This is a genomic window from Bacillus cereus group sp. N21 (assembly GCF_016483395.1).
Classification (GTDB): Bacteria; Bacillota; Bacilli; order Bacillales; family Bacillaceae_G; genus Bacillus_A; species Bacillus_A pseudomycoides.
This window is the reverse complement of the sequence record NZ_JAEHBX010000004.1, coordinates 174,686-193,381: the sequence shown is the minus strand read 5'-3', so window position 1 is coordinate 193,381 and position 18,696 is coordinate 174,686. Positions and strand designations below refer to the sequence as shown.

Genomic DNA, 18,696 nt, shown 5'->3' with positions numbered 1-18,696 from the left:
CCGTAGGAGTCTGGGCCGTGTCTCAGTCCCAGTGTGGCCGATCACCCTCTCAGGTCGGCTACGCATCGTTGCCTTGGTGAGCCGTTACCTCACCAACTAGCTAATGCGACGCGGGTCCATCCATAAGTGACAGCCGAAGCCGCCTTTGAATTTCGCACCATGCGGTGCAAAATGTTATCCGGTATTAGCCCCGGTTTCCCGGAGTTATCCCAGTCTTATGGGCAGGTTACCCACGTGTTACTCACCCGTCCGCCGCTAACTTCATAAGAGCAAGCTCTTAATTCATTCGCTCGACTTGCATGTATTAGGCACGCCGCCAGCGTTCATCCTGAGCCAGGATCAAACTCTCCAATAAAGTTAGTTTGTCTAGCATCTAAAATAAAAATTGACGTTTCACGTTGTTTGTTTCGTTCAGTTTTCAAAGAACTTGTCCATCGCCGATTGGCGACTTCCTTATGTTAGCATCTTCATTTTTCGATGTCAACTAAGTTTTTTAATTTCTTTTTTTCACTTTCTGCGTGTTCCGCATCAGCGACGTTTATTACTATACCATCCTTATTTTTAAATCACAAGTTTTTTTTTTTAAAAACTAAAAAAGTTTTCCACTTAATGATTTCGCCTCTTTATTTCATATTAAATGGATTTTCTTCCTCCTGACTTCAACAGAATTTTAAAAGGCTAAAATACCCAACCAACTCTCTAGCTCTTCCTTACAAAACCCTATTCACTCGCTACTTAAGAATAAATTTAGAATTTTTTTACATTTAATTAATGAAAGATATCCAGATTTTGTTATATAGTAACGAAGTAGGCTAAAAAACAACTTAAACGGAGGAATCATTTTTATGGATAGGTTAACAAAATTCTCATTAAAAAATCGAGCCGCTATCATCATCATGGTTTTTCTCATTTCTGTGCTCGGCATTTATTCCGGCTCCAAATTACCGATGGAGTTTCTACCCAGCGTCGATAATCCCGCAATAACTGTCACTACAATGTCTCAAGGGCTAGATGCTGAAACATTGACAAAAGAAGTAACCGAACCGCTCGAAAAAAAGTTTCGAAATTTGGAACACGTCGATACAATAACTTCTTCTACTTATGAAGGTTTATCTCGTATCGATATCGCGTATACATCTAAAGCTAATATGAAGGATGCTACACGCGAGGTCGAAAAAATTACCAGCAACGTAAATTTCCCAAAAGAAATTACAAAACCCGTCGTTAGCCAACTTAATACCTCTATGATTCCACTTGCACAAATTACCGTTCAAAAACAGAATGGTTTTACAAAAGCAGACGAAAAACAGATTGAAGAAGAAATCATCCCGCAACTTGAAAATATCGACGGCGTTGCTAACGTCATGTATTACGGTAAATCAACATCCGAGTTATCTATCCTCTTAGACCCAAATGAAATGAAAAATAAAAACGTAACACCACAGCAAGTATTAGCCGCCTTACAAGGAAAAGAAACTTCCACTCCAGTTGGTCAAGTTACTGTCAATAACGAAGACCACAGCCTACGCGTCATTGGAAATGTCAAAAATGTAGATGAAATAAAAAACATGTCACTTACCCCTCAAATCAAATTACAAGATATAGCTCAAGTAAAAATAAAACAACATTTTGATACCGTTTCACATGTGAATGGCGAAGAGGGAACTGGATTAGTTATTATGAAAGAACCTAGCAAAAATGCAGTTGCAATCGGAAAAGAAATTGATAAAAAAATAAAAACTATAAGCAAAGAATATAAAGATACTTATACAATTAAATTAATATCCTCTACTCACGAACAAGTTGAAAATGCAGTTATGAGCATGGGGAAAGAAGTCATTTTAGGAGCAATTGCTGCGACATTTATTATTTTAATCTTTTTACGCAGCGTTCGAACAACCCTTATCGCTGTCGTTAGTATTCCGTTATCCATTTTACTAACACTATTTTTACTTGATCAATCTAATGTTACATTAAACATTTTAACTCTCGGGGGCTTAGCAGTAGCGGTTGGTCGACTTGTTGACGATAGTATTGTTGTCATTGAAAATATCTTCCGGCGCTTACAAAAAGAACATTTTTCAAAAGACATCATTCTAGACGCCACAAAAGAGGTAGCTGTTGCGATTACCTCTTCTACTTTAACAACAGTCGCTGTCTTTTTACCTATCGGTCTTGTATCAGGTACAATCGGCAAGCTAATGTTACCTATGGTATTGGCCGTTGTATACTCTATACTTTCTTCACTAGTGGTGGCCTTAACCGTTGTTCCACTTATGGCATTTTTATTACTGAGAAAAACAAGGCAGCGTACACCGAAACCTTCAAGAAAGTATACAGCTACTTTAAAGTGGGCCCTTTCACATAAGTTTATTATTTTATTTTCTTCTTTCTTATTATTTGCCGGATCAATTGCTGCTTATATATTACTTCCAAAAGCAAATATCAAATCAGAAGACGATACGATGCTTTCAATTCAGATGACATTCCCAGCAAATTACGATTTTGAATCTAGAAAGCAAACAGCCTTTGATTTTGAAAAAAAATTACTTTCTAACAGCGATGTAAAAGATGTTATTTTACGAATGGGTTCCAGTGCTGAAGATGCACAGTTTGGATTTACAACTAAAAATAACCTTGCATCTATTGCTGTAGTCTTCAAAAAAGGAACAGATATCGATCAATATATCAAAAAACTAAAAAAAGAGCATGCAGACTTTAAACCAGCCGAATTCGATTATACAAAGGCAAGCTATTCTAATTCCGGCGGAGGAAACAGCTTGCAATTTAACGTGACAGCAAACAATGAGACGAATTTAAAAAAAGCTGCTGATGTCGTTGAAACAAAACTAAAAAGTATAGACAGTCTTTCTAAAGTAAAAACAAATCGAGAAGAATCAAAAAAGGAATGGCAAATCGATATTGATCAAAAGAAAGCGGAACAAGTTGGATTAACTCCGGAAACAGCAGGCCAACCAGTTTCATTCCTTATGAATAAATCACCAATCGGGCAACTGACAATTGATGATGAGAAAACAACCATTATGCTCGAACATAAACAAGGAAAGATAAGTAACAAGGAAGATATTCTTAACACAAACATCTTATCACCTATAGCAGGATCAATTCCTTTAAAAGATATTGCAACCATTTCAGAAAAACGATTACAAACAGAGATTTTCCATAAAGATGGAAAAGAAACCATTCAAATAACTGCCGAAGCAACAAATGAAGATTTAAGTAAAGTAAACACTGAAGTGAACAAAGCTATTTCAGAATTAGACCTACCAAACGGTGCGAAAGTTAAAATTGCTGGTGCAACTGAATCAATGCAAGAAGACTTTACAAATTTATTCAAAATCATGGGTATCGCCATCGGGATTGTTTATTTAATTATGGTCATTACTTTCGGGCAAGCACGCGCCCCATTTGCGATTTTATTCTCTTTACCACTAGCTGCTGTTGGCGGTATTTTAGGATTAATCATTTCAAGAACACCAGTCGATTTAAATGCACTAATCGGTGCATTGATGTTAATTGGTATCGTAGTCACCAATGCCATTGTATTAATAGAACGTGTTCAACAAAATAGAGAACACGGCATGACGACACGGGAAGCTTTACTAGAAGCAGGCTCTACAAGGCTACGACCAATTATTATGACAGCCATTACAACAATAGTAGCGATGTTACCATTATTATTCAGCCAATCACAAGCCGGCAGTATGGTATCTAAAAGTTTAGCGGTTGTTGTAATCGGTGGTTTAGCAGTTTCAACTGTGCTCACACTAGTTGTCGTCCCTGTTATGTATGAACTGTTAGATAAATTCGGTAAAAAACGACGCTCACGCAGAAAAGTAGTCTCTTCTATAGATACACCAAAAGCTTAACACCAAAAAACGTTATCTTCTGTTTTGAAGATAACGTTTTTTCTACTATAATATACAATTATAATTTCACGACTACTCATTCATATACGTCATCACTTCATCAATATAATCCGCTAAAGGCTTCCCAGAATCTACAATAAGATATGTAAAATCAGATGGTCGTTTACTACCATCTAACCCTTCTTTAAACACTTCTTCAGATTCCACTTTCTCAATTTGACTTATCATTCGTTCTCGTGTCTTTAGCCTATTATTAATTTCTTCTATATTATTAAGATAGCATTCAATATATTTGTATTTCACACGATGTTCCCTAGACAAAATCGTCCCCTTTTCCACCATTTCTATATAGAGACACGGGCTATCCAATATTACACTATGCCCCATGGATAAATGAAAATCTATTAGCGCCCATTCGATTTCATACGAAATTCCACCAGCGGCCGTTGTTTCAATTTGACGAATTTCCAACGACTCTAGTAAGGCCGTTTTCACAATATCATGATCAATCACAATTGCACCTGTATTTTTCGCTATACGTCTAGAAAGTGGTGATTTTCCCGAACCCGGTAAGCCTGACATTTGTAGAAAAAACATGAAAAACTTCCTCTCCATCTCCATTCCAGCATTTACATACACAGGTATATATACAATATTTTATCTTCATACTCCTGCTATAACCGAGATTACCGGATTCACTTCACACAAAAAAGCTCCCTGTTTTTTTATAAACAGAGAGCTTCTTATCCATTTAGGGTACAAGCGTTTAAGCCGCTTTGGCTTTCGTTGTTTTACGAGATTTCTTAGCTCCCGTAAAACGTTTATGAAGTACAGATGCAGTAAAACGGGCAATAATATTAAAGAGTAATACCATAATAATTAAGACTGCTGCTGATTTTGTCGCAATTAACTTCGCATCTGGAATAATCCCTTCAGAGTTCAATTTCCAAATATGAACTGCTAATGTTTCAGCTGGTCGAAATGGATTCAACGGGTGTGCAGGACTTGAAAAATCGGCTGCAGAATTTAAAATCGGTGATGTTAATCCCGCTGTATAAATTAACGCCGCCGCCTCACCAAATATACGACCCGCAGCTAAAATAATCCCCGTAATAATTTGCGGCAATGCTGTGGGGATAATAATTCGCACAATCGTTTGCCATTTTGTTGCACCAAGCCCAAGACTCGCTTCTTTTACATTAGACGGAACTTCCGTAATCGCACTTTCACAAACACGCGTTAGACCCGGTAAATTTAAAATCGTTAAAGCAAGTGCTCCTCCCATTACCGTATAGCCCCAACCAGTCATTGTAACAAACACTAATAAACCAAATAACCCAACAACAATAGAAGGTAGTGATGCCATCGTTTCAATACATAAACGAACAAATCCTAAAAAGCGTCCTTGTTTCGCATATTCCGCAAGATAAATCCCTGCTCCTAATCCAAGCGGAATTGAAATGACTAAGGTAATAACAAGCATATAGAAAGAGTTGAATAACTGCGGACCAATTCCACCTCCAGCTCTTGTATTGCTTGGTTCTCCGAACAAGAAACTTGGATCCCAAAAACCCCAACCCTTTTGCAAAATTTCGTATACTAAGAAAACAAGTAAAGCTACTACAAACGCTGCAACTGCATATAAAATACCCGTCCAAATATTATTTACTTTTCTTGCGTTCATCGCTATCGTTCACCTCTTTGGCCAATTGCTCGTATTACTAAAATAAACAGGAATGAAATAACAAGTAATATCATTGCCAATGTCCATAAAGCGTTATTCCAGGCAGTTCCATTTAACGTATTCGTCATATCCATTGTTAGAATACCTGTCAACGTTGCCGTTGGACTATATATCCCTTCAGGCAATTTAACAGTATTCCCTATTACCATTTGAACCGCTAACGCTTCGCCGAAAGCACGAGCTAATCCTAGAACGACCCCTGTTAAAATACCTTTTTTTGCAGCCGGAACAATAACACGGCTAATCGCTTGCCATTTTGTCGAACCTAAACCATAAGAGGCTTCCAAATAATCAAAGGGAACCGAACGTATTGCATCGGAAGCAATACTAGCAATAGTAGGTAAAATCATAATACTGAGCACAATAATACCGGCAATTAAACTAAAACCAACACCACCGAATGAATCACGTAAAAGCGGAACTAAAATGGTAACCCCTAATAAACCATATACTACTGAAGGAATTCCAACTAATAATTCTAAAACAGGCTTTAATACCTTATTCCCAAACTTTGGTGAAATTAAGTTCATAAATATCGCAAGAGCAAGCGCGATTGGCGCACTAATAACGACCGCACCTAATGAAACAAGCATTGAACCAACAATAAAGATAACAGCACCAAACGATCCCTGATCAGCATTCGGATTCCATTTTGTTGACGTCAATACCTCAGAAAATGAAATACCACTTTGTGTAAAAGATTGAATTCCTTTCCCGCAAATAAATGCAATAATTGCTAATGTAACAAGAACAATAAATATACCGCAAAACGTAACAAGCGTTCTTCCGATATATTCACTTTTTACATAATTAATTTGTTTTTTCCCCTTCATCACAGGACACAACCCCACTTCATAGATTGAAATGAACAAGGCTGGCCTCGCAGCCAGCCCGTTAAATGTTTACTTATTCAGTTTAGACATTGGAATATAACCCATATCTTCAACTTGTTTTTCGAAGTCTTTACCTTTTACATAATCGATATAAGCTTTTGTAGCTTCTTTCGCTTCCCCTTTTGTTACCATGTACTCATAAGACCAGAATGGATATTTGCCCGCAGAAATATTTTCAACTTTTGGCTCTGCACCATCAATTTTCACAGTTTGTAATGCACCTTTTTTATCGCCTACCATATAAGACATTGCAAGATAACTAATAGAACCAGGAGTAGAGTTAATTGCTTGTTCTACCGCACCGTTAGAATCTTGTGTTGTACCTGTTCCATCGTTAATCTTCGCATCTTTCATAACTGTTTTTTCAAATGTAGCACGTGTACCAGAAGATGCTGGACGGTTTATCACATTAATTTTCTCATCTTTACCGCCTAGCTCTTTCCAGTTTGTAACTTTTCCAGAAAAGATATCTTGTACTTGTTTCACAGTTAAGTTATCAACCTTCACATCTTTATTTACAACAAGTGCAAATGCAATACCTGCCACTTTGTTATCTACTAATTCCTTCGCTTTTTCTGGATCTTTTATTTTATCTGCAGCTGGAACATCAGAGTTACCGATTTGAACCGCCCCAGAAGCTACTTGGTTAATCCCTGTTCCACTACCGCCACCTTGAACTTGAATAGAAACTTTCGAATTCTTTTCCATGAATTTTTTACCCGCTTCTTCAGCAAGCGGTTGAAGAGCTGTAGAACCAGCTGCCGCAATTGTACCCGACAATTCTTGTTTTGCATCGTTACTACCTTTAGCAGTTTCTTTGCTATCTGTGCTTTCTGATTTGCCGCATCCAACTAAAGCACCAGCAACCACTAATGCCGCTAACGAAAATTTAATACCTTTTTTCATAACCATGTCTTGTACCCCCATTTGGATTATCGCTTTTTCACATTCATCTACTTCTTTCGAACACAAATTCATTGTAGGACAATAATATTGTGTTAGTGTTAAGCGATTTTTAATTTTAAGTAAATAGAGGTCATAAGTCTAAAAACCCATATATCCCAACTCTTTTTATAAGAAAAACCAAAAGAATCCACACAAAATTGCCCGTATTGTAAATTTACTTTTAATAATGTAAATGTATTGTAAATAAAATTATTGGTTTCCCTACTTATATTAAAAATACATTTACAAATCTCTTTATTTTTTGAACTTTATAGCGTTCACTCCACATGTATCCCACATAATTTCAGTAATATTTTTCTGTACAACACAATAAATTGGAACAATTCTAAAAATAATTGAATATTTTTAAAGTACCAATTGACAACATCATTTCATGTAGTCTACTATATTAGTAACAAAAAGTTTCCCTCGGCAAACTTTTTAAACCAACACTAAAAATATAGAGAAGAGGTAACTTTTATGGTATCGGCTAATATCAAACCCCTTTCAAATTTCCAAACAGGGCAGTTTGTACAAATCGAGAAGATACAATTAGAAGGAACTATGAAACGTCGTTTATTAGATTTAGGCTTTATTCCCGGAGCTACTATTAAAGTATTGCAAAGAAGCCCGCTCGGAGATCCAATCGCTTATCAAGTGAGCAATACGACCATTGCACTGCGTAGTGAAGAAAGTTCCCTTATTTTCGGGAGATTAATAGGAGATGATTTAGTATGAAAAACCATCGCATTGCGCTAGCAGGAAACCCAAATACCGGAAAGAGCACATTGTTTAATACATTAACAGGATTAAAACAACATACCGGAAACTGGACTGGCAAAACTGTATTAAAAGCAGAAGGTGAATATGAACATAACGGAAGTGTATATACCGTAATTGATTTACCTGGAACATACTCCCTATATTCAAACTCTGCAGATGAGGAAGTTGCACGGGATTATATTATTTTTGAAAAACCTGAGGTAACAGTAGTAGTTGTAGATGCAACTGCAATGGAAAGAAATTTAAATTTAGCATTACAAGTGATGGAAATGACTAACGACGTTATAGTGTGTATTAACTTAATCGATGAAGCAGAAAAAAAAGGAATCGTCATTGATGAAAAGAAATTAGCAAAATCACTGGGTGTACCTGTAGTCAAAATTTCAGCTCGAAACCGCGTTGGAATCGGACATTTGCTAAATGTAATCGCTAAAGTGGCTAGCAAAAAATTAATTCCTACACCTGTTCAAATTACTTATAATGAACAAATTGAAAATATGATTCAGGAATTAGAACCTCAAATTTATAAAGTATTCGGTGATACATACCCTGCACGCTGGGTCGCACTACGAATACTAGATGGAGATAAAAACTTTCTAGCTACACTTCAAAAACATCATAAAGAGCCACTGATAAGGGAGGTCGTAATAAATGAAATCTCACTCAGCCAGTAAGGCTCTTCCATTAGATTATATTGTTCAACATGCACAAACACTTACAAAAGATGATATACGAGATGATATTGTAGGTGATATTTATCGAACTTCCGCAAGTATATGTAAAGAAGCTGTTCAATACACGAATACTGATAAGTTATACCGTTCAGAGAGGCTAGATAAAATTTTCACTTCTCCTATATTCGGATTCCCAATTATGCTCGGAATTTTATCTATTATTTTTTATCTTACAATTGCAGGAGCTAACGTGCCATCTGATATGATTGCTGAATTTTTCGGGTGGGCAGAAGGTCATTTAACCGCTTGGTTTCAAGCGATGAATGCACCGACTTGGGTACATGGCATCTTAATTCTCGGCTTATTCCGTGGTACTGGAGCTGTAATTAGTGTTATGTTACCACCTATGGCTATTTTCTTCCCTATGTTTGCTTTACTGGAAAATTACGGATACTTACCGCGTGTTGCTTTTAACATGGATCGTTTATTCAAACGTTCTGGCGCTCACGGAAAACAATCATTAACAATGGCAATGGGGTTTGGTTGTAACGCTGCTGCCATTATGTCAACACGTATTATCGAATCACCACGCGAGCGTATGTTAGCGATTTTAACAAATAACTTCGTTCCATGTAATGGACGTTGGCCTACATTAATATTAATGGCATCATTATTCATGGCCGCTGGATATACCGGCAGTATGCAAACACTTGTTACGGCAGGTATTGTAGTCGGAATGGTTATAATTGGGGTTATTGTAACATTAACTGTATCTTGGGTATTATCAAAAACCGCTTTAAAAGGCGTCCCAACTCACTATACGTTAGAGTTACCACCATACCGTAAGCCGAAAATTTGGAATACAATTGTACGTTCCACACTTGATAAGTCATTATATGTTTTAAAACGCGCGGTTATCGTAGCTGCACCGGCCGCTATGCTAACTTGGGTATTAGCAAATATTTATGTTGGTGACACAAGCCTACTTATGTATTTTGTGAATTTCTTAGATCCATTCGCTAAATCACTCGGTCTTGACGGATTTATTCTAGCTGCATTCATCCTTGGTTTACCAGCTAATGAAATTGTCATTCCAATTTTATTAATGTCTTATTTATCAACTGGTGCTTTAACCGAACTAGATGATTTAAACCAAATTAAAAACTTGTTCTTAGAACATGGCTGGACTTGGTTAACTGCGTTAAATACAATGTTGTTCTCTCTTCTTCATTTCCCATGCGGAACAACATTAGTTAACATATATAAAGAAACAAAAAGTCCCAAATGGACATTTCTATCGTTTGCAATCCCTACCGTAATCGCCATTGTTGTTACATTCCTCACATCGCAATTGGTACATTGGTTAGGGCTTGTATAAAGTGAAACTTCTATCAGTCGGGAGTTTTCTTCATCCCCACTTGTCCGTAAAGGCCCGCATCAATCGGGCCTTTACGGACAGTTATTCACCACCTATCTTCTCCGCTTTCATTTGAAGTTTGCGGTGGGTGGATTACTTTTCGTTAATGCGGGATAAAGTGAGACAAGCATCAATAGAGGGAATCTCATTAACGCTTCGTTGATTATTAAAGGAAATCTGAAATTTATTCAGATTTCCTTTTTTGCTTATTCTTTTGCCACGGCTGTGCACCATACTCCATAATTTTCTTATGAAGAAAGTATACTGTATATGGGAGAATTGCTATTAATATCGTACATATTATACTCAATTTGGTAAACAAGATAAAACACCTCTACTCCACTCGAGTTGGTAATGAAGAACCTGAATGCTCAATTGTCGGATGCACCCGAACTACGATGTCACAATTACTAAAATAATTTTTACCTTGATCCCAATTCTTTTTTATTTTGCTCCACTTTTTATAATCATGACGTTTATATTCTTCTCCCAATCCTAATACATCTACCTTATAATCTTTTTGTACAATTTTTATCGTTTTTTGAATACGTTTTTCCATCTCTTTTGCAATATACTGCTTTAGTTTCTTCTCTCCCATAATTTGGTCATGATCACTAAAATGCAGTTCCGCCAAAGTTCCTTCTAACGATAAATCAATAACAAACTTTGGCTTAGTAGCATTTGTAACGGACGTAGTAATTTTACGACGCATTTTATGAATTTCATATGTAACAAATTGATTCCCTTTACGAATCGTAAAAAAACCTGCCATCTTCTCTCCAATAATATAATTTAATCCTATTGTTTTTTCTCCACTCAACCTACCGACAAGCTTATTATCCTTCCCTCTAAATAAGGCTGCTCCATTCATTTGCACCCCTTGTTTTGTCAATCCTAAAACAGGCAATACAAAACTTCTTTTGGCTGTAATTTTCTCCTGAATATCACCAATCCGAGCCGCTTCTATCATCTGTGCATTTTTCGGAGCGTGGTCAACTAACATATCAATATACTTTGCAGGTAAATTCTCAGGTTTTGCACTTTGGTTTAATATATCCTCTGCTTTTTTTTCAGAAACAAAAATACGAATATTCCGTCTCATTTCATGGTCACGAACATATACATCCAATGTATTTTCTAACACATACGGTTTTGCTAACAAATCGTTAGAAAAAATTAGCACTTGTATATGAGGGAAAAATAGTGCACGACTAATTTTTTTAGCAACGATACGAATTTGTTCAAAAACTCCATCTGCTACCGCACTAATGTTAATATAGTTTTTACTCCCCGCATTCCCTTGTGCTCCTTGTGGTGTTAGCGTACGGGGCAAAACCATTTGGTATGTTCCCTTCATAACCGGATTGGACTTTTTTTCTTTTACAAGATCGTACGCTGCCCCTACAACAAACCCTCTCTCTTCAATTTCTTGTTGCTCGGAACAAGCGCTGAGATAACATAACAAACTAATCAGGTATATAAATTTAAGAAGGCGTTTCATTTCTACCAGCCCTTCTTTTTATTTTATATACAATTAACACTAGTAAGGGCACCAATAGGATACACCCCATATCGATCCAAGCTAAATATGTACCATAATCCGATAACTTTCTCACATCTCCTGGAACCATATTGATCATAAAAATAATAGGTGCACTTATAAAAATAAAAATATGTTTATTTAATTTAGAAAACATTGCACAAAACAATAAAGCAGCAATGTCATAATACATAGCTGTTGTGTTATAAACCGTAATAATCCAAGTCGTAAAGAAGATTGCGTCAAATCGTTCTAAAAATCCTCCTCCAATTTCAATTTCCTTTCCCAACTCAATTGTAGGATACGTCAATCCCCTCGTTGTCATATACGAAAAAACACTAATACAGGTTACATAAATTAAAATATACGACATAACAGTTACCATTACTCCTTTGGCTACAGCCAAAGGAGCTTTTTTTATATTCCCCTTCAACATCATGGAATAAAAAAGAGCAACTTCAAATCCAATAAAAGTAAAAATAGAATCTTTAATTCCTGCTGCATATTTACTTACTTTTGTTTGAAATACTGGCAATAACCTATCTACCTCCATTAAATTTATATTTAATAAAGACAAGAGCAACATAGCTATTAGGACAATCGGTAAAAATATTACATTCAGTCTTAGTAATGCAGCTCTTGATCCACTTACTCCGTAAATCACAACCAGTAAAAAGAAAAAAGAAAGCCATTGTATAGGCGTATCACTAAATAAATACATTTGTGAAATAATAGAAATTGTTCTGACCTCATACCCTGTCAATGCAACAAATGTCAAAATCAAAATAACACTAAATACGTAAGTAACTGGTTTTGTTAAATAAACACTTGTATATTCAACAAAATTTTGTTTTGGAAATAAAATCGCAACTTTTGTTACAAACCATGCAAAAAATGCACATATAGTTCCACCCGCTAATAAAATTATCCAACCATCAGAAAACAAAGTTTGTGTCGCAATGACCCTTGGCATTGCCAATGCACCAGTACCAATAATGGTTGAAGATACCGCAAAAGCGAGTTCACGTGATCCAATTTCTTCATCCCCGTATTCAAACGGTCTCAATTTACTCCCGCTCCTTTGGACGTAATGTATCATCCTTCGTTTGCAAATATTCTGGTCGTTCCTTAAGCATTGCTTTTGGTAAGCGAATAATTTCTTCTTTCCAATCTTTATAGAATGCTGGCGCAATAGGCGTGGTATAAGGTACTCCCACACTCTTTAAATTTGTAAGATGAATTGCTAGCGCAATTACAGCCAAAATAATACCGTATAGTCCGAATACTGTAGCAGCTAAAACGAATACAAATAATAAAATTCGAAATGTAATTGTGATGCTATATACCGGAAGAGAAAAAGTAGCAATGGAAGTTACAGCAATGATAATTACTAAAAAAGGATTTACAATCCCTGCACTTACAGCCGCTTCTCCAATGACAAGCCCACCAACAATTCCGATTGTTTGCCCCATCGGTTTTGGTAGCCTGATACCGGCCTCTCTTATCAGTTCCATCGTGAGCGCCATCATAAACGTTTCAATATAAGCTGGAAATGGCACCCCTTCTCTCGCTCCAGCAATAGAATAAGCCAATTTTGATGGAATCAGCCCTTGATGATAAGAGACAAGAGCTACATACATAGCTGGCAATAAAACTGCAATAATACCAGCCCCCATTCGTAAAAACCTTAGTAACGTTCCAATTATCCAACGTTCATAATGATCTTCTACGGATTGAAATATATCAATCAAAACTAGTGGGGCAATGAGAGCAAAAGGAGATCCGTCTACTAAAATTGCCGCTTTTCCTTTCGCCAACGAGGCGACTACATTATCAGGTCTTTCTGTACTCAAAAATTGCGGGAAAGGCGACAAATTATTATCTTGAATTAACTGTTCAATTGTTCCTGTTTCAAGAACAATATCTGTTACTATCGATTGGAGCCTTCGATTTAACTCTTCTACAAAATAAGGATTAATAATATCTTCTATATATACTAAAGTTACTTCTTTTTGCGAACGTTCCCCCATGATATAAGATTTAAACCTGAGCTTCGGATCACGCAGGCTACGACGAATTAGCATTTTATTTACATTGATATCCTCATTAAATCCAATCCTTGGCCCACGAATTAGTGCCTCTGTAATTGGGGATTCTAGGCTTCTTTTTTCCCACGCTCGACTGTTTACAACTACCGCAGATGGAATGTCATCAATTAGTACGATTGTATCTCCAGCTAAAAGAGCATTAATAATATCCGGAAACGTTTTTGCAATACTCACCTCTGTAATAGAAAGGAAACGATCCAGCAGAGTTTGAATGATTGCAGCTTGTTTTGGTAATTCTTCATATTGAAGTGGCCTGATAATAAACTTATAAATATTATCTTTATCTGTTAATCCGCATAAAAAAACAACCGCACAACGTGTAGAGCAACCGGCAAGTGTAAATTCTCTAACCGTTAGATCATTAGGTGAATCTAACTTTTCTCGAATTTCCTTTGTAATTTTAGATAAGTTAGCATCTAACTTTAACAAATTCCCCACCTAACTTTCTTTTCAACAAGTTGTAGTTAGATTTCGCCAATAGAAACAAATATATACAAAAAGAGCTATCTCTTTTATAAGATAGCTCTTACATATGAATTATTTATCCCGCATTAACGGACAGTAACACTCCCACCTCAAAATTCAGCGAGAGCAAAGAAGTTAGGTGGGAGATGAACTGTCCGTAAAAGCCCGATTGGTTCAACTATCTCCTTTTCTCATAAAATTCAAAACAGATGAAACAAAAACTTCTACCCCAATCGGCAAAGCATCTTCATCAATTGTAAAACGAGGATGATGATGCGGATACACAATCCCCTTCTCTTTATTCCCAGCACCAATAAAGAAAAATGTGCCTGGCGCTTCTTGTAAAAAGGCCGAAAAATCTTCTCCGGCCATCGTCGGCTCTAAACGAACTACTTGTTCCCTTCCGTAAAGCTCTAGTGCTGTATTTTCAACAAATTGCGTAACCTGTTCATCATTTACAACTGGACGATAGCCGTACTCATATGAAAATGTATAATTTGCGCCGTAAGATTCCGTAATATGTTTAACAAACTTTTCAATTCGCTGCGCAGTTTGTTCTCGTAATTCATGCTTCAGACTTCTTACCGTTCCTTCAATTGTTGCCTGTTCTGGAATTACATTATGCGTTGTTCCCGCATGAAACTGCGTTACAGATAAAACGAGAGAATCTAGCGGATTCGTAAGACGCGATACGATTTGTTGGAGCTGCGTAATTATTTGTGTACCGATTGCAATACTATCAACTGTTTCATGCGGAATACCCGCATGTCCACCTTTTCCTTCTATTGATATTTTAAATACATCAGGCGCTGCCATCGCTGGACCATAAATCACACCAACTTTGCCAACTTCTAAAGAAGCCCAAAGATGCGCCCCGATAATATAATCCACATTTTTCATCACGCCTGCTGCAACCATTTCTTGGGCACCACCTGGAAAATTTTCTTCAGCATGTTGAAATAGAAAACGAATTTCCCCTTTAATTTTTTCCCTTTGCTCTACGAGCGCATATACAGTGCCAAGGAGCATTGCAATGTGACCATCATGTCCACATGCATGCATCACTCCTGGATATGTAGAAACAAATTCAAATTGATTTTCTTCTTGAATTGGAAGGGCATCCATATCAGCACGAATTGCAATCACTTTTCCAGGTTGTTCACCAATTAATCTTGCCATCATGCTGTACTTTGTCGGCCTTGAAATTTCTAGATGAGGAATTGTTTGAAGTATGTCGTATATATACTGAGATGTTTTTTCTTCTTGAAAAGATAACTCTGGATATCTGTGAAAATGCCTTCTCCATTTTATTAATCGTTCTTTAGAAAGAACAATATCTTTGATTTCACCCATCTATCCTCTTCCTTTCTTCACTAAGCTAAACGTTATTATAGCTCGAAGCAAAAACAAAATAAACAATATTCAGAATATTTAACTTACAATAAAAGCCACCTAACATTAGATAGCTTTTATTTTTATAAAATAGTAATTGCTTGTTTTCCCATTTGTTCCCACGCTTTTTCAAATTCAGAACGTGATACTTTTTTATTCGGATTGTTAGCTAACGGATCATTCATATATACAAAGTTTTGATCGTACCCAACAACTACTGCACTATGCTCATAATATGTAATTTTCACATCACCGTTATTTGTATTCCAGGTTTCAAAACTATCCTCAGCTAGCGGTTGAAACGTTGTATTTGCAATTACCCATACTGGTGAGCCTGAACTAATGACTTTATATACATCTTCAATCTCTCTTCCAGTTAAATTAATCGTTTTTTCAGGTACATATTTTTCTGCAAGTTTAAAAATCGGCCCATGATAAACACCGTAACCTGGTTCGGATTTCGTATAAATATTTCCAACAAATCCTTCATGAGGATTTCCTCGAAGATTATTTTCTTTAAATGGAACATGATTGATTTCACTTGCAAGTTGCATCTTATCCACTTGTACACCTTTATACTGCAATAACATTGCTAAACTCGTAACCTCACAACCTCGCTGTAATTCCGGAAGTTGTTTTATAAATGGAACATTTTCAATCATAGCTGTTTCCTTCATATCAAACAAAAAATTCACTCGTAACGCTTGTACTTTTTGAAGAATTTTATTTTTCCCTACAAAAATAGCAACAACAAGTATAATTCCTACAATACATATATATTTGAATTTTTTAAACATATGCAAAACTCCATTACATCATTATTTTCATCAAACACTATCCTTTTTATTGTACCTTTCTTCTACCTAGTTTGCTAGAAAGATTATATGAATTATTATTCAATTCAACTGTTTTAAAATTCTAACTTTTTGTAATAAAAAGAAAAATGAATATACATTTTCAGAATATTTTGCTAGAATTGAAAATGTTTAATGTAGTTAAAGAAATTGAATTTCTTTTATTCACAAAACAAAAATCAAGGAACACTAATCGTTTCGTTGTTGTTTTTATGACTACTCAAGCACCCAGAAAATATACGTAATCCATTCGTATAGGAACATAAAGAAAACTACAATCAGTATGTTTTTTATCCCCCACTGATGATTAGCGAAACGAAGCAAGCTCAATATTCATTGAGTAAAACAAACAAGAGAAAAGTACGGGGTGAAGGGAATATGAATCAAACAACTACAGAACAAACTAGTTTAAAACGTACAATGAAAAGCAGACACCTTTTTATGATTGCGCTCGGAGGTGTCATCGGTACGGGATTATTCATGGGATCAGGACAAATCGTCCATAATGCCGGACCTGGTGGGGCAATCCTTGCATTTTTAGTTGGTGGTTTCGTCATGTATTTAACAATGCTCTGTCTTGGCGAATTATCCGTTGCCATGCCAGAAGCAGGTTCATTCCAAAGTTATGCAAGCAAATTTATTTCACCTGGTTTTGGATTTGTCGTTGGCTGGATGTATTGGTTAAACTGGGCTGTTACAGTTGGGGTAGAGCTAACGACTGTTAGCATTTTAATGAAGCGTTGGTTTCCAGACGTATCTTCATGGATTTGGTGTGTTACATTTGCAGTAATCCTTTTTCTTGTAAACGCTTTATCAACAAAAGCATTTGCAGAGACGGAGTTTTGGTTTTCCAGTGTAAAAGTCTCAACAATTGTTGTCTTCATTATACTTGGAGGCGCTGTTATGTTTGGTTTCTTAGATTTCAATGGGCAACCCGCACCAATGCTTCATAACTTCACCGAAAATGGTGGATTATTTCCAAATGGTGCCTTAGCTGTTCTTCTCACAATGATTACTGTAAATTATTCCTTCCAAGGAACCGAACTAATTGGAATTGCTTCAGGTGAAAGTGAAAACCCTGAAAAAACAATTCCAAAAGCAATTAAAAATACAATTTGGCGTACTTTATTCTTTTTCGTACTAGCAATTGCTGTTGTTGTTGGTTTACTTCCATGGCAGGAGGCTAATCTTGTAGAAAGTCCATTTGTACTTGTTTTTGATACAGTTGGTATTCCATATGCGGCTGACATTATGAATTTTGTCATTATTACTGCTGTACTATCAGTAGCAAATTCAGGATTATACGCGAATTCACGTATGCTTTGGGCTATGTCAAAACAAGGTATGGCAAGTCCTGCATTTGCGAAATTAACAAAAAAGGGAATACCACTGAATGCTTTAATTTTCAGCTTAGTCTTTGCAAGTCTCTCGCTTTTAACAAGCGTATTTGCAGCAGATACAGTCTTTTTAGTACTAACATCAATTGCTGCGATGGCAGCAGTTGTCGTCTGGATGTCAATTGCTGCTTCACAATTTTCCTTTCGAAGAGATTTTATAAAGAATGGCGGAAATATAAACGATTTAAAATATCGTACACCGCTTTATCCAATCGTTCCAATTGTTGCTTTTTCTTTAAATTTCATTACATTCGTTAGTTTAGCTTTTATACCGGATCAACGTATCGCACTTTATTGCGGAATTCCATTTATGATTATTTGCTACATCTTGTATCAAATTAAATATAAAAAAGTTGTCACATTTGAAAAGCAACGAAATATTACACGAGGAATAAACTAAATATATAAAATATTCAACTATTTTATCCTATGATAAGATAGTTTTTTTCTATTTCTTGGATATGTTGGTATAACTTTATTTATCTTAAAATTTTTACAATCATGTTTTCATCAAAAAAAAAGTTTACAATGTTATCAAGTTGCAAATGATATTCACCGTAAAAAGTGTGCATTTGTGTCTATTTTTTAACAATA

At 36.1% G+C, this 18,696-nt stretch carries 14 protein-coding genes and 1 rRNA gene; 5 read left to right on the top strand and 10 right to left on the bottom strand.

Features of this window, described 5'->3' with window-relative positions:
• Positions 1 to 355: ribosomal RNA gene (locus JDS96_RS03990) — 16S ribosomal RNA — on the bottom strand; the annotation flags it as partial.
• Positions 356 to 845: 490 nt separating this feature from the next.
• Here JDS96_RS03990 and JDS96_RS03985 point away from each other — a divergent pair.
• Positions 846 to 3,890, top strand: coding sequence for an efflux RND transporter permease subunit (locus JDS96_RS03985; protein ID WP_199666128.1), 3,045 nt, complete (start codon positions 846 to 848; stop codon positions 3,888 to 3,890).
• Between the two features lie 72 nt (positions 3,891 to 3,962).
• On the opposite strand, the gene JDS96_RS03980 is transcribed toward JDS96_RS03985, so the two are convergent.
• The 4 genes from JDS96_RS03980 to JDS96_RS03965 form a co-directional block, all read right to left on the bottom strand.
• The gene (locus JDS96_RS03980) at positions 3,963 to 4,487 is read right to left on the bottom strand and encodes a P-loop nucleotide/nucleoside kinase family protein (protein WP_033797556.1); all 525 of its coding nucleotides are present in this window, start codon (positions 4,485 to 4,487) and stop codon (positions 3,963 to 3,965) included.
• Positions 4,488 to 4,656: 169 nt separating this feature from the next.
• A complete protein-coding gene (gene pstA, locus JDS96_RS03975) occupies positions 4,657 to 5,574 on the bottom strand; it encodes a phosphate ABC transporter permease PstA (RefSeq protein WP_003195248.1) in 918 nt (305 codons plus the stop codon).
• 2 nt (positions 5,575 to 5,576) lie between these two features.
• Positions 5,577 to 6,467 carry a phosphate ABC transporter permease subunit PstC gene (pstC, locus tag JDS96_RS03970; RefSeq protein ID WP_026008547.1) on the bottom strand — a complete coding sequence of 297 codons (891 nt, stop codon included), beginning with the start codon at positions 6,465 to 6,467 and terminating at the stop codon, positions 5,577 to 5,579.
• 69 nt (positions 6,468 to 6,536) lie between these two features.
• Positions 6,537 to 7,439, bottom strand: a complete 903-nt coding sequence (locus JDS96_RS03965) for a phosphate ABC transporter substrate-binding protein PstS family protein (protein WP_033795892.1) — start codon at positions 7,437 to 7,439, stop codon at positions 6,537 to 6,539.
• Between the two features lie 513 nt (positions 7,440 to 7,952).
• On the opposite strand from JDS96_RS03965, the gene JDS96_RS03960 reads away from it, so the two are divergent.
• Genes JDS96_RS03960 through JDS96_RS03950 form a run of 3 tightly spaced genes read left to right on the top strand, consistent with a single transcriptional unit; the run spans position 7,953 to position 10,307 of the window.
• Positions 7,953 to 8,210: a FeoA family protein gene (locus JDS96_RS03960; RefSeq protein WP_003195253.1), complete on the top strand. Its 258-nt coding sequence runs from the start codon at positions 7,953 to 7,955 to the stop codon at positions 8,208 to 8,210.
• On the top strand, positions 8,207 to 8,929 hold the full coding sequence (locus JDS96_RS03955; RefSeq protein WP_018765527.1) for a FeoB small GTPase domain-containing protein: 723 nt from the start codon (positions 8,207 to 8,209) through the stop codon (positions 8,927 to 8,929). Before JDS96_RS03960 ends, JDS96_RS03955 begins: the two co-directional genes overlap by 4 nt.
• Positions 8,907 to 10,307, top strand: a complete 1,401-nt coding sequence (locus JDS96_RS03950) for a nucleoside recognition domain-containing protein (protein ID WP_033795890.1) — start codon at positions 8,907 to 8,909, stop codon at positions 10,305 to 10,307. Before JDS96_RS03955 ends, JDS96_RS03950 begins: the two co-directional genes overlap by 23 nt.
• 373 nt (positions 10,308 to 10,680) lie before the next feature.
• On the opposite strand, the gene JDS96_RS03945 is transcribed toward JDS96_RS03950, so the two are convergent.
• The 5 genes from JDS96_RS03945 to JDS96_RS03925 all read right to left on the bottom strand — a co-directional run bounded on the left by JDS96_RS03945 (position 10,681) and on the right by JDS96_RS03925 (position 16,648).
• Complete coding sequence (locus JDS96_RS03945; protein ID WP_199666126.1) at positions 10,681 to 11,847, bottom strand: Ger(x)C family spore germination protein; 1,167 nt, start codon at positions 11,845 to 11,847, stop codon at positions 10,681 to 10,683.
• Positions 11,831 to 12,952 carry an endospore germination permease gene (locus JDS96_RS03940; protein WP_199666124.1) on the bottom strand — a complete coding sequence of 374 codons (1,122 nt, stop codon included), beginning with the start codon at positions 12,950 to 12,952 and terminating at the stop codon, positions 11,831 to 11,833. The genes JDS96_RS03945 and JDS96_RS03940 overlap by 17 nt, the downstream gene beginning before the upstream one ends.
• Position 12,953: 1 nt before the next feature.
• Positions 12,954 to 14,432, bottom strand: coding sequence for a spore germination protein (locus JDS96_RS03935; protein ID WP_199666123.1), 1,479 nt, complete (start codon positions 14,430 to 14,432; stop codon positions 12,954 to 12,956).
• Positions 14,433 to 14,633: 201 nt separating this feature from the next.
• Complete coding sequence (locus tag JDS96_RS03930; protein ID WP_199666121.1) at positions 14,634 to 15,812, bottom strand: M20 family metallopeptidase; 1,179 nt, start codon at positions 15,810 to 15,812, stop codon at positions 14,634 to 14,636.
• A 122-nt stretch (positions 15,813 to 15,934) separates the two neighbouring features.
• Positions 15,935 to 16,648, bottom strand: coding sequence for a C39 family peptidase (locus JDS96_RS03925; protein ID WP_003205901.1), 714 nt, complete (start codon positions 16,646 to 16,648; stop codon positions 15,935 to 15,937).
• 435 nt (positions 16,649 to 17,083) lie between these two features.
• On the opposite strand from JDS96_RS03925, the gene JDS96_RS03920 reads away from it, so the two are divergent.
• Positions 17,084 to 18,502 (top strand): amino acid permease, encoded by a 1,419-nt coding sequence (locus JDS96_RS03920; protein ID WP_199666119.1) that lies wholly within the window; start codon positions 17,084 to 17,086, stop codon positions 18,500 to 18,502.
• Positions 18,503 to 18,696 lie beyond the last annotated feature (194 nt).

Coding starts and splice junctions, on each gene's coding strand:
- JDS96_RS03985 (WP_199666128.1), top strand. CDS start 846: ATGGATAGGTTAACAAAATTCTCATTAAAAAATCGAGCCGCTATCATC.
- JDS96_RS03980 (WP_033797556.1), bottom strand. CDS start 4,487: ATGTTTTTTCTACAAATGTCAGGCTTACCGGGTTCGGGAAAATCACCA.
- pstA (WP_003195248.1), bottom strand. CDS start 5,574: ATGAACGCAAGAAAAGTAAATAATATTTGGACGGGTATTTTATATGCA.
- pstC (WP_026008547.1), bottom strand. CDS start 6,467: ATGAAGGGGAAAAAACAAATTAATTATGTAAAAAGTGAATATATCGGA.
- JDS96_RS03965 (WP_033795892.1), bottom strand. CDS start 7,439: ATGGTTATGAAAAAAGGTATTAAATTTTCGTTAGCGGCATTAGTGGTT.
- JDS96_RS03960 (WP_003195253.1), top strand. CDS start 7,953: ATGGTATCGGCTAATATCAAACCCCTTTCAAATTTCCAAACAGGGCAG.
- JDS96_RS03955 (WP_018765527.1), top strand. CDS start 8,207: ATGAAAAACCATCGCATTGCGCTAGCAGGAAACCCAAATACCGGAAAG.
- JDS96_RS03950 (WP_033795890.1), top strand. CDS start 8,907: ATGAAATCTCACTCAGCCAGTAAGGCTCTTCCATTAGATTATATTGTT.
- JDS96_RS03945 (WP_199666126.1), bottom strand. CDS start 11,847: ATGAAACGCCTTCTTAAATTTATATACCTGATTAGTTTGTTATGTTAT.
- JDS96_RS03930 (WP_199666121.1), bottom strand. CDS start 15,812: ATGGGTGAAATCAAAGATATTGTTCTTTCTAAAGAACGATTAATAAAA.
- JDS96_RS03925 (WP_003205901.1), bottom strand. CDS start 16,648: ATGTTTAAAAAATTCAAATATATATGTATTGTAGGAATTATACTTGTT.
- JDS96_RS03920 (WP_199666119.1), top strand. CDS start 17,084: ATGAATCAAACAACTACAGAACAAACTAGTTTAAAACGTACAATGAAA.